General features: G+C 64.2%; 7 protein-coding genes. 1 reads left to right on the top strand and 6 read right to left on the bottom strand.

The window, feature by feature from the left end:
- Positions 1 to 166: 166 nt before the first annotated feature.
- From NKI61_RS20800 to NKI61_RS20780, 5 genes are all read right to left on the bottom strand, one after another.
- On the bottom strand, positions 167 to 2,614 hold the full coding sequence (locus NKI61_RS20800; RefSeq protein WP_352840599.1) for a GcvT family protein: 2,448 nt from the start codon (positions 2,612 to 2,614) through the stop codon (positions 167 to 169).
- Positions 2,611 to 3,792 (bottom strand): pyridoxal phosphate-dependent aminotransferase, encoded by a 1,182-nt coding sequence (locus NKI61_RS20795; RefSeq protein ID WP_352840597.1) that lies wholly within the window; start codon positions 3,790 to 3,792, stop codon positions 2,611 to 2,613. The genes NKI61_RS20800 and NKI61_RS20795 overlap by 4 nt, the downstream gene beginning before the upstream one ends.
- Complete coding sequence (locus NKI61_RS20790; RefSeq protein ID WP_352840595.1) at positions 3,792 to 4,691, bottom strand: homocysteine S-methyltransferase family protein; 900 nt, start codon at positions 4,689 to 4,691, stop codon at positions 3,792 to 3,794. The genes NKI61_RS20795 and NKI61_RS20790 overlap by 1 nt, the downstream gene beginning before the upstream one ends.
- Positions 4,688 to 7,141, bottom strand: coding sequence for a GcvT family protein (locus tag NKI61_RS20785; protein ID WP_352840592.1), 2,454 nt, complete (start codon positions 7,139 to 7,141; stop codon positions 4,688 to 4,690). The genes NKI61_RS20790 and NKI61_RS20785 overlap by 4 nt, the downstream gene beginning before the upstream one ends.
- 94 nt (positions 7,142 to 7,235) lie before the next feature.
- Positions 7,236 to 7,778 carry a helix-turn-helix domain-containing protein gene (locus NKI61_RS20780; protein ID WP_023815506.1) on the bottom strand — a complete coding sequence of 181 codons (543 nt, stop codon included), beginning with the start codon at positions 7,776 to 7,778 and terminating at the stop codon, positions 7,236 to 7,238.
- 282 nt (positions 7,779 to 8,060) lie between these two features.
- Here NKI61_RS20780 and NKI61_RS20775 point away from each other — a divergent pair, with 282 nt between their 5' ends.
- On the top strand, positions 8,061 to 8,765 hold the full coding sequence (locus tag NKI61_RS20775) for a nitroreductase (RefSeq protein ID WP_023700347.1): 705 nt from the start codon (positions 8,061 to 8,063) through the stop codon (positions 8,763 to 8,765).
- An 18-nt stretch (positions 8,766 to 8,783) separates the two neighbouring features.
- On the opposite strand, the gene NKI61_RS20770 is transcribed toward NKI61_RS20775, so the two are convergent.
- Positions 8,784 to 10,226: an MFS transporter gene (locus NKI61_RS20770; RefSeq protein WP_352840590.1), complete on the bottom strand. Its 1,443-nt coding sequence runs from the start codon at positions 10,224 to 10,226 to the stop codon at positions 8,784 to 8,786.
- Between the last annotated feature and the right edge of the window lie 120 nt (positions 10,227 to 10,346).

Here is a 10,346-nt window from a genome sequence, read left to right as displayed (position 1 = left end):
TCTTCACCCTCCCCCTTGAGGGGAGGGTCGCGCAGCAAATGCCGCAAGGCGGCTTTTGCGAAGCGGGGTGGGGGGTCTCGTAGGGCGCACCCCCACCCCGTCTCGCAATAGCCGCTTCGCTCCGACTGCGAGCCGACCCTCCCCACAAGGGGAGGGTAAAAAGGTGCTACATCCTCGTCCGTTCCGCCTTGGGATCGTACATCGGCTTCAGCGATGCTTCCGCCGCAAAACGCTCGCCGGCGATCTCGATCTCGTAGGACGAGGCCAGCACATCCGCCTCGCTCTCGCCCTGGCAGGGCACATAGCCCAGTCCGATCGCGCCGCCGAGATGGTGGCCGTAATTCCCCGATGTGATCGGGCCGACGATCTTGCCGTCGCGCAGGATCGCCTCGTTGTGGAAGAGCAGGGGTTCAGGGTCTTTCAAACGGAACTGCACCAGCCGGCGCGACAGGCCGGCTTCTTTTCTCTTCAGCACCGCATCGCGGCCGATGAACTCGCCCTTGGCGGTTTTGACCGCAAAGCCGAGGCCGGCCTCCAGCACATTGTCCTCGTCGGTGATGTCGTGGCCGAAATGCCGAAACGCCTTTTCGATGCGACAGGAATCGAGCGTATGCAGGCCGCAAAGTTGCAGGCCGACATCCGCGCCCGCCTCATCGATCGCCTCGAAGACATGGGCCGCCTGGTCGGTCGAGACATAAAGTTCCCAGCCGAGTTCGCCGACATAGGTGACGCGGTGCGCGCGGGCGAGGCCCATGCCGATCTCGATCTCCTGGAAGGTGCCGAACGGATTGTTCTCATTGGAAAAATCATTAGGGCTGACCTTCTGGATCAGTTTTCGCGCATCTGGACCCATCAGGCAGAGCACCGCCTCGGCAGCGGTGACATCGGTGATGACTACGAATTCATCGCCGACATGCCGGCGCAGCCAGGCGAGGTCGCGTTGCAGCGTCGCGCCCGGCACGACGAGGAAGTAGGCGGTCTCAGATAGCCGCGATACCGTCAGATCGCTCTCGATGCCGCCGCGCTGGTTGAGCATCTGGGTGTAGACGATCTTGCCGGGCGCCCCATCCATGTCGTTGGCGCAGAGCCTTTGCAGGAAGGCGCAGGCGTCGCGGCCTTCGACACGGATCTTGCCGAACGAGGTCATGTCGAACAGGGCGACCTTGTTGCGGACCGCCAGATGTTCCTCGCGCTGGTTGTCGAACCAGTTCTGCCGCTTCCAGGAATAGCGATATTCGCGCTCCTGTCCCTCGCGGGCGAACCAGTTGGCGCGCTCCCAGCCGGCGACTTCGCCGAACACGGCGCCGCGCGCCTTCAGCTGTTCGTGCAGGGGCGAGCGCCTGACATTCCTGGACGTTGCCATCTGCCGGTAGGGGAAATGGTCGGCATAGAGCAGGCCGAGTGTTTCGGAGACACGCTCCTTGAGATACCTACGGTTCTTCTGGAATGGCTGGGCGCGGCGGATGTCGACTTCCCAGAGGTCGAAGGGCGCTTCGCCGTCATTGATCCACTGCGCCAGCGCCATGCCGGCGCCGCCGGACGAGACGATGCCGATGGAATTGTAGCCGGTCGCCATCCAGTAGCCACGGAGTTCCGGGGCCTCGCCGAGATAGTAGCGGTCGTCGGGGGTAAAGCTTTCGGGGCCGTTGAAGAAGGTGTGAATGCCGGCGGTTGCCAGCATCGGCATGCGGTTGACGCCCATCTCGAGGATCGGCTCGAAATGCTCCATGTCCTCCGGCAACTGGTCGAAGCAGAAATCCTCGCTTATGCCGTCCATGCCCCAGGGCTTGGCCACCGGCTCGAAAGCGCCGAGCATCATCTTGCCGGCGTCTTCCTTGTAGTAGGCGCACTCATCCGGCACGCGCAGCACCGGCAGCCGGCCAAGGCCGGGGATCGGCTCGGTGACGAGATAAAAATGCTCGCAGGCATGCAGCGGGATGGTGACGCCGTTCTGGGCGCCGAGTTCGCGCGCCCACATGCCGGCGCAGTTGACGACGATGTCGGCCTCGATCGTGCCCTGGTCGTCGCCTTGCGCCCACGACACGCCGGTGACGCGACCGGCCTTGGTGTGGACCTTGGTGACCTTCACATTCTCGACGACTGTGGCGCCGCGCTGGCGGGCGCCCTTGGCCAGCGCCATGGCGATGTTGGCCGGATCGCACTGGCCGTCGAGCGGCAGATGCACGGCGCCGACCACATCGGACACGTTGAGATGCGGGTACATCTCCTTGACTTCACCAGGCGAAATCTCGCGCACATCGACATCGAAGGCGCGGGCGAGCGAGGCCTGCCGGTAAATCTCGTGCTTGCGCTCCTCGGTCAGCGCCACGGTGATCGAGCCGACCTGGCGCATGCCGGTGCCGACTTCGGTTTCGGCTTCCAGCTTGACGTAGAGGTCGGCCGAATATTTCGCCAGCCGCGTCATGTTCTGCGAGCCGCGCAGCTGGCCGATCAGGCCGGCGGCGTGCCAGGTCGTACCCGAGGTCAGCTGCTTGCGTTCGAGCAGCACGATGTCGGTCCAGCCGAGCTTGGCCAGGTGGTAGGCGACCGAACAGCCGGAGACACCGCCGCCGATAATAACCGCGCGGGCCTTGGTGGGAATGCTTCTGGTCATGCGGCCTCGCGGCGATAGCCGGATGCGAAGCGGCGCAGGCGTTTTGCGGCTTCCTGAAGCACCGGCTCCGGTTGGCAGAGGCTGATGCGGATGTGGCCGGCAGCGGCCTTGCCGAAGCTGGAACCCGGCATGACGCCGACACTCTCCTGGTCGAGAAAGGCCCAGGCGAATTTCTCGTCGTCGGGCTCGACGGCGGAGATGTCGAGCATGACATACATGCCGCCCTCCGAGCCGTGCACGCTGATATTGTTCATGCCGCGCACGGCGTCGAGCAGGACGGTGCGGCGCGCCGCATAGCGTTCGGCGATCTCTTTCACGCCATAGCGGTTCTCCAGCGCCTCGGCGCAGGCGATCGAGATGAAGGCCGGCAGGCCGTAGGTCGTCACCAGATTGAGATTGGTCAACAGCGTGATCATCTGCGTCGGGCCGGTCAGCCAGCCCATGCGCCAGCCGGTCATGCCGTGGCTCTTGGACATCGAATTGATGACCAGCGTGCGCTCGGCCATGCCGGGCAGGCCGCGCGGCGAGATGTGCTCGCCGCCGCCGAGCGTCCAGTAGACCTCGTCCGACAGCAGCCAGAGATCGTGCTCGCGGCAGATCTCGGCCAGCTCTTCCAGACGCTCACGCGAATAGACGGCGCCGGTCGGGTTGTTCGGCGTGTTGATCAAAATGGCGCGCGTGTTGGGCTTGAGCGCCGCGCGGATCATCTCGGCGTGCGGCTGGAAACCGTCTTCGGCCGGTGTCTCGACGACGGTGAAGCTGGCGCCGGCGGCGCTGAACGTGTTGGGATAAGTCGCGTAGTAGGGCGCCACCACGATGGCGTGGTCGCCCTGGTCGAGAACGGCCTGCACGGCAGCGTAAAGGGCGGCCTGACCGCCCGGCGTGGCGATCACCTGGTCGGGGCTCGTCTCGACCCCGGTGCAGGCGGTCGAGGCCGCCGCCATCGCCCTGCGAAGGCGCGGAACGCCGGACAGCGGGGTGTAGTGATGGTTGCTGCCGCGAACCGCCGTCACGCAGGCTTCGATCGTCTGGCTCGGCGTATCGAAATCATGGTCGCCGACCGACAGCATGATGATGTCCTGTCCGGCCTCCTTGCGGGCCCAGGCCTCGGTGTGGACCTCCCAGCCATCCTTGCCCGAAGGCACGATGCCGGAAATGCGCGATGAGGGTCTGGGCATCAGGATACTCCCGAGATTTCGTGGCCGGCCTGTTCCAGCTGGTCGCGCAACGCGGCGATGTGGGCAGGGCCGACTTCGCAGCAGCCGCCGACGATGGTGGCGCCAGCGGCGACCCAGCCGAGCGCCTGGTCGGCATAAGCATCCGGATCAAGGTCGTGGCGTGCGTGCAGCACTTCGACCGTTCCGCCATGCTTGAGCGCTTCGACAGAGGTGAAGCCATTGGCATAGGCGCCGACCGGGCCGCCGAGGGCAATCAATTCGGGCAGTGCCGCGGCGATAGCTTCTGGCCGGCAGCAATTCACCAGGCGCGCTGCAACCGTCAGGCCGTCGAGGGCGTCCGCCGCTGCCGCTATTGTTTCGCCGCTGCGCAGCCGCGGCGCGCCGTGATCGGCGAGCGTCCAAGACACCCAGACAGGTTTGCCGCTTTCCGACGCAGCGGTAACGGCCGCACGGCCTTCCTCGGCTGAGGCCATGGTCTCGCACAGGAACAGGTCGACGCCATCGGCCTGCTCGGCGACGATGCGGCGATAGATGTCCAGCGTCTCCTCGAACGATATGGTCAGCGCCGGCGCATAGCTGCCGAACAGCGGTGACAGGCAGCCGGCGATCGCTGCATCGCCTGCCTCGTCGCGTGCCTGTCTTGCCAATTCGATGCCGCGCTTTTGCAAGGGCTTGAAGAGGTCTTCTGCTCCTTCCCGCGCGAGCCGCTCCGGCGTTGCCGAATAGGTGTTGATGGTGATGACGCGAGCGCCGGCCCGGATGAATTCGGCATGCAGGTCACGCACCAGATCCGGCTCGTCGATCAGCACCCTGGCCGACCAGAGCGGCGTCGGCTCGGAGCTGCTGCGGCGGACCAGTTCCTGGCCCACGCCGCCATCGGTGAGAATGACTTTCTTCATGCTCTCAGTCTTTCGTTTTTCGGATCCCACAGCGGCTCGTCTTTCTGCACGACTGCCTTGAAACGATCGCCAAAAATTTCAATCTCGATCGCGGTATCGGGTTCAGCCAGGTCGGCGCGCAGCATGCCGAGCGCGATCGATTTACCGATGCGATGACCCCAGCCGCCCGATGTCGTCTCGCCGACGATCTTGCCGTCATGCCAGAGCGTCGACACGGACGGCGCGTCGCAATCGCCTGGGTTTTCGACCACCAGCGTGACGAAGCGCTTCTTCACGCCTTGCTGCTTTTCGTTCTGCAGGGCTGCCTTGCCGCGGAAGTCGGGCTTGTCCCATTTGACGAAGCGCTCGAGCCCGCCCTGCAGGACCGTATAGTCGGTCGACAGGTCGCCCTTCCAGGTCCGGTAGCCCTTTTCGAGGCGCAGCGAATCCAGCGCATACATGCCGAACGGTTTCAGACCGTGTTTTTGTCCCGCCGCCCAGATGGCGTCGAAGATGGCGGCGGTGTCTCCCACCTTGGTGTGGATTTCCCAGCCGAGTTCGCCGGCGAAGGATACCCGCACCAGCTTCGCCCAGCGGCCGGCGATGGTGGTTTCCTGATGCGTCAGCCAGGGCAGCGAGAGATCCGCGCCACAGACCTCGGCCAGGATCTTGCGCGAATTGGGACCGGCGAGAATTTGCGTCGAATAGTCTTCGGTCCTGTCGGTGAGGGTGAAAGCTGCGTCCTTCGGCAGGCGCGACTTCAGCCATTCGAAATCGTGCCACTGCGCTACCGCCGCGGTGATCAGCGTCATCTGCTCTTCGCCATGGCGCACCACCGACATCTCGGTGACGATGCGGCCCTTGTCGTCGGCGAAATAGGCGAGGCCGATTCGGCCGGGCTTGGGCACCAGACCGGTGACCTGCAGTGCCAGCCATTCGGCTGCGCCAGGACCTTCGAGGTTGAAGCGCGAGAAGCCGGGCAGGTCGAGAATGCAGGCGGCGTCGCGCACCGCCAAGCATTCTTCGCGCACGCGGTGCTGCCACGGCCCGTCGCGGCGGAAGGTGAGTGTTGCTTCTTCCGACGTGTCGTCACCGGGTTGCGCATACCAGGTGGCACGCTCCCAGCCATTATAGGCGTCGAACTGGGCGCCGAGCGCCTTGATGCGATCGTGGATCGGCGACAGCTTGCGGTCGCGCCCGGCCGGCCAGGCATGGCGCGGGAACTGGATGGCGTATTCGTTGCCGTAGATCTCCATGCCCTTGGCGACGCTATAGTCGGGGGCGGCCGCAAAGCTGGTGAAACGGCGCGGATCGCAAGACCACATGTCCCATTCGGTCTGGCCCTCGGTGATCCACTCGGCCAGCACCTTGCCGGCGCCGCCGCCCTGGGCGATGCCGAAGGTGAAGACACAGGCCTCGAACGCGTTGGGAACGCCGGGCATCGGACCGATCAGCGGATTGCCGTCCGGCGCGTAAGGGATCGGCCCGTTGATCACCTTGGACAGGCCGGCAGTGCCCAGGATCGGCACGCGGGCTACGGCATCGGCAAGGTAGTGCTCGAGACGGTCGAGATCGTCGGGGAAGAGCTGGAAGGAAAAGTCCTCCGGCATCGGGTCGTTGTGGGTTGCCCAATGCGCGCGGCAATTGCGCTCATAGGGACCGAGATTCATGCCGTTCTTTTCCTGGCGCAGATAGTAGGAGGTGTCGACGTCGCGCAGCAGCGGCAGCTTCTTGCCCTGCTCCTTCGACCACGCCACCAGTTCGGGGATTTCCTCGAACAAGATGTACTGATGGCTCATCACCATCATCGGGACGTCGCGGCCGAACATTTTGCCGACTTCCGCGGCTCGGTAGCCGGCGGCGTTGACGACGATCTCGCAACGGATCTCGCCTTGCGGGGTGACAACCACCCATTCGTCGTTCTCACGGCGCACGCCCGTGGTTGGGCAGAAGCGGATGATCTTTGCCCCCATGTCGCGCGCACCCTTGGCAAGTGCCTGCGTCAGCTGCGCGGGGTCGATGTCGCCGTCGTTTGGATCATAGAGCGCGCCTTTCAATTCATGCGTCTCGATGAAGGGATAGCGGCGCTTGATCTCGTCGGGGCCGACGATGTCGATGTCCATGCCCTGGTAGCGGCCCATGCCCTTGGCGCGCTGGAACTCCTGCATGCGCTCCTTGGTGTGGGCGAGGCGGAGCGAGCCGGTAACGTGGTAGTTCATGGGATAGTCGACCACGTCGGCGAGACCGCGATAAAGCTCGGTCGAATAGCGCTGCATGTTCATCAGCGACCAGGACGACGAGAAGGTCGGCACGTTGCCGGCGGCATGCCAGGTCGAGCCCGATGTCAGCTCGTTCTTTTCGAGCAGCACGCAATCGGTCCAGCCCGCCTTGCAAAGGTGGTAGAGCGAGGAGGTGCCGACGACACCGCCTCCGATGATCACCACGCGTGCCGTGGTCGGCAAACCGGCCATATTCTTCTCCCAAACCTGAAGCCCGCTGCGCTTCTATCTTTTTGCTTGATGCATGTCGTTTCCCAAACCGCTGCACACTTTGGGCGACATGCATTCAATAAACAGGCGGCGAAACCACCCAGATGACCACGGCCGGCTCGCTGCCGGGATTGCGCCAGCGGTACGGTTTGCGCTCGAAGCGGAAGGAATCGCCTTCGACAAGACGGTGCCAGACGCCGGCGATCTCGATCTCGAAAATGCCAGAGGCGATGTAGCCGGCTTCCTCGGTCGGCCGCAGCTGCTCGCTCTTCATCTCGGCGCCCGGCGCGAAGATCGAACGCACCATCTCGAAACTGCCGCCGAGATCGGGCGACAGAAGCTCCTCCACCAGGCCGGATTCGCTTGTGCCAAGCGTGCGCCGGCTGCCGGCGCGCACTACAACGCCGCGCTCCTTTTCGATCGGCACGTCGTGGCTGAAGAACAGGCTGAGCGGCACGCCGAATAAATCGGCGAAGGCCCTGAGGTCGCCGAGCGAAGGAATCGACAGGCCGCGCTCGACCTGGCTGACCCAGCCGACAGAGCGGCCAAGCTTCAGCGCGATCTCAGCCAGCGTCAGACCACGCGCCTTGCGCAGCGCACGGATGTCGCTCGCCAGCAGGCGCTCGTCAGGTCCCTGCAATGTTTTGGGAATAGCTGGGGCCAAAACGCTCACTTGATGAAAATCTGAAAATGAATTTCATGAGAGCTCATGTCCGTGAAAAAATCAAGCGGATTTTCATGGGCACACAAGATTTGCTTGCGCCATTTTGGCGGTTCATGCAAAGGCTCTGGCACGAGCGGCGGGTGTGGGAATGCGGGTCGGCGACCAAGGATTGAAATCTGCGCAAGGTCTTCTCCGATAGCCGGTTCGGCTTTCGAAGTGTGCGCAAAGGGACGGCCCATGCTGGAAAAAAACGGCCTGGCAGCGCATAACGCGGCTGTTGTCGACGAGGCGATCATCTCGCGCCGTTCAGTGCGCGCCTTCCTGCCCGACATGGTCGATGACGAGACGATCCGAGCCATTCTTGGCGTCGCCGCGCGCGCGCCTTCGGGCACCAATATGCAGCCCTGGCGGGTCTATGTCGTCAAGGGCGAGGTCAAGCAGCAGATCACCGATGCCATCCTGAATTCCGGTATCCGCGCCGAAAAGGCCGATTGGGACGAGTATCGCTATTACCCCACCCAGTTCTTCGAGCCGTATCTCACCCGCCGCCGCGCCAACGGTTTCGGGCTCTACGGGGCACTCGGCATCGGTCGCCGCGAGGTCGACAAGATGCGCGCCCAGCACGACCGCAACTTCGTCTTCTTCGACGCGCCGGTCGGCATGATCTTCACCATAGACCGGCGGCTGAACCAAGGCTCGTGGATCGACTACGGAATGTTCCTGCAGAACATCATGGTGGCGGCGCGAGGCAGGGGCCTGCACACCTGCCCGCAGGCCGCCTTCGCGCCCTATCACCGGCAGATCCGGCCGGTGCTCAACATTCCCGACGAGGAGATCGTCGTCTGCGGCATGGCGCTAGGCCTCGAGGACACCTCCAAGCCCGAAAACGACTTCCGCACCGACCGCGTGCCGCTGGAAGAGTGGGTGACGTTCAGCGAATAGGGCTCGGCTAACGGCGCCTTATTCCACGTTCATCTGCGCGCCATGGCCGCTGACATGGGCGCCGTCCTGCGGTGTCAGTCTGAGATAGGCGATCAGCGCGCACAGCGTGATGACGCCCTCGACCACGAACAGGATGCGGAAATCGTTGGTCACCGCCGGCCCGCCGCCAGCCAGGAACGACAACAGCGCCGCCGCCAGGCCGACGCTGATCGCCACCCCCAACTGCCACAGTATGTAGTAGAGTGCGCTGAAGCGGGCGAGCTGGTCGGGCGCGATGTCGGAATAGGCGAGGTTGCCGGTCGAAGCCCACTGCGCCGAGCGCAGAACGCCGAAGGCGAAGATATAGGCTAGCACAATCCAGACCGGCGTGGTCGCCTCAATCAAGGCGAAGCCCGCTACCATGGCAGCAACGATCGGCGTGTTGACGACCAGTACGCGGCGAAAGCCGAAACGGTTGAGCAGGCGCGGCATGAAGACACGCATGATCAGCGAGCCGATTGCGGCAACGAAAGTCAGCGATCCCGCCTGCACCGCGCTCATGCCGAAGCCGAGCTGGAACATCAGCGGCAAAAGGAAAACGACCGAGCTCAGGCCGATCGTGTCCAGCCCACCACCGGTGAGGAAGGAGATGCGAAAGGTGCGGATGTGCAGGAGTTTCAGGTCAAGCAAAGGGTTGCGGGCGCGCAGGCAGTGGAAGGAGGCAAGCGTCAGGATGACGATCGCCAGCGTCAGCTCGGCCGCGATCATGCTGCCGGCGGCGTCTTTGGCCGCAAGCGAATCCATGCCGAAGACCAGCAGGACCATGCCGCTGCCGACCAGCAGGAAGCCCGGAAAATCGAACTGCGTGCGCACCGGTTTGGTAACGGTCGGAAACAGCGAGGCGGCAAGCACGGCCGCCGCCAGCGCGAACGGCACGTTGATGAAGAAGATCCAGCGCCAGGAGATATAAGTCGTCAGCGCGCCGCCGACGAGCGGGCCGACCAGCGGTCCGGACTGGCCGGCAAGCGAAATATACATGTTGATCTTCAGCGTGCGGCTGCGCGGGAAGGTCGACAGGATGACGACCTGGCCGAGCGTCCCCATCAAGGCGCCGCCGAAGCCTTGCAGCGCGCGGGCGCCGACCAGCGTCCAGATGTCGTTGGACAGGCCGCACAGCGCCGATGACGCGGCGAACACCAGCAAGGCGAAGCAGTAGACGCTGCGCAAGCCGAAGCGGTCGGCCGCCCAGCCGCCGAGCGGCATCGAGATGATCAGGCTGGCGACATAGACGGTGATCAACAGGCCGAGCTGGCTCGGCGGCCGGCCGAGGCTGTCGCTGATACCGGGCAGGGCGGTGACCACGACATTCTGGTCGAGGCTGGTCATGAACACGCCGCAGGCGACCGTCAGCGGTAGCAGGAGCAAGGCTCTGGCCGACACATCGGCGCGATCCGTGGCGCCGGCGGATAGTTCTGCGGTCATGGGGATGTTCGAACCAAACGAGGATGCCGACTCTAAAGAAGGGGTTTCCAGACCCCCTTTGGACCGGTTGGGCGGCCACGTTTATCCATCATGGGCGTCTAGCGCGGGATTCTCTAGCGG

The organism is Mesorhizobium sp. M0514, assembly GCF_040321145.1.
In the GTDB taxonomy this organism is placed as follows: Bacteria; Pseudomonadota; Alphaproteobacteria; order Rhizobiales; family Rhizobiaceae; genus Mesorhizobium.
This window is presented reverse-complemented; position numbering and strand designations above follow the sequence as displayed.

What these genes read in the sequence shown, in the direction of transcription:
- NKI61_RS20795 (WP_352840597.1), bottom strand. Translation starts at nt 3,792, where the DNA reads ATGCCCAGACCCTCATCGCGCATTTCCGGCATCGTGCCTTCGGGCAAG.
- NKI61_RS20770 (WP_352840590.1), bottom strand. Translation starts at nt 10,226, where the DNA reads ATGACCGCAGAACTATCCGCCGGCGCCACGGATCGCGCCGATGTGTCG.
- NKI61_RS20785 (WP_352840592.1), bottom strand. Translation starts at nt 7,141, where the DNA reads ATGGCCGGTTTGCCGACCACGGCACGCGTGGTGATCATCGGAGGCGGT.
- NKI61_RS20790 (WP_352840595.1), bottom strand. Translation starts at nt 4,691, where the DNA reads ATGAAGAAAGTCATTCTCACCGATGGCGGCGTGGGCCAGGAACTGGTC.
- NKI61_RS20800 (WP_352840599.1), bottom strand. Translation starts at nt 2,614, where the DNA reads ATGACCAGAAGCATTCCCACCAAGGCCCGCGCGGTTATTATCGGCGGC.
- NKI61_RS20775 (WP_023700347.1), top strand. Translation starts at nt 8,061, where the DNA reads ATGCTGGAAAAAAACGGCCTGGCAGCGCATAACGCGGCTGTTGTCGAC.